The 899-nt window shown below is 52.7% G+C and carries 2 protein-coding genes; both read left to right on the forward strand.

What is annotated here, in order from left to right; genetic code table 11:
* Positions 1–11: 11 nt before the first annotated feature.
* On the forward strand, positions 12–512 hold the full coding sequence (rplJ, locus tag AC1DVH_RS31900; protein ID WP_007970413.1) for a 50S ribosomal protein L10: 501 nt from the start codon (positions 12–14) through the stop codon (positions 510–512).
* A 75-nt stretch (positions 513–587) separates the two neighbouring features.
* Positions 588–899 (forward strand): 50S ribosomal protein L7/L12 (gene rplL, locus AC1DVH_RS31905; protein ID WP_477757138.1); only part of this gene is annotated, 312 nt, incomplete at its 3' end.

Raw genomic sequence — 899 nt, forward strand, 5'->3', positions numbered from 1 at the left:
GAGTTAAACCCGTGGCAATTAAACTCGAAGACAAGAAGGCCATCGTCGCTGAAGTCAACGAGGCTGCCAAAGTCGCTCTGTCCGCTGTCGTGGCTGATGCCCGTGGCGTAACAGTAGGCGCGATGACCGGACTCCGTAAAGAGGCTCGTGAAGCTGGCGTTTACGTACGTGTTGTACGTAACACCCTGCTCAAGCGCGCTGTTGCTGACACTGAATTCAGTGTCCTCAACGACGTGTTCACTGGCCCTACCCTGATTGCGTTCTCCAAAGAACATCCAGGCGCTGCTGCCCGGATCTTCAAGGAATTCGCAAAGGGTCAGGACAAGTTCGAGATCAAGGCAGCTGCGTTCGAGGGCAAGTTCCTCGCAGCTAACCAAATCGACGTACTGGCAACTCTGCCGACCCGTGACGAAGCAATTTCTCAGCTGATGAGCGTGATTCAAGGCGCTACCAGCAAATTGGCTCGTACTCTGGCGGCAATTCGCGACCAGAAAGAAGCTGCTGCAGCCTAAGGCTCGTCAACTTCTCGCGTTTTTTGTTTTTTTCGATGGTCGCGTAGGCCGTCCCCAATATCAGGAATTAGATTCATGTCTATCTCTCAGAACGATATCCTTGAAGCAGTTGGCAACATGTCCGTAATGGAAGTTGTTGAGCTGATCAAAGCTTTCGAAGAAAAATTCGGCGTTACCGCTGCTGCTGCTTCGGCAGGTCCTGCCGCTGCTGCCGCTGTTGTTGAAGAGCAAACTGAATTCAACGTCATGCTGCTGGAAGCTGGCGAGAAGAAAGTTAACGTGATCAAGGCAGTACGTGAACTGACCGGTCTGGGCCTGAAAGAAGCCAAGGCTGTAGTTGACGGTGCTCCTGCCATGGTTCTGGAAGCAGTGACCAAAGATGCAGGC

Source organism: Pseudomonas sp. P4_C3, from assembly GCF_056402075.1.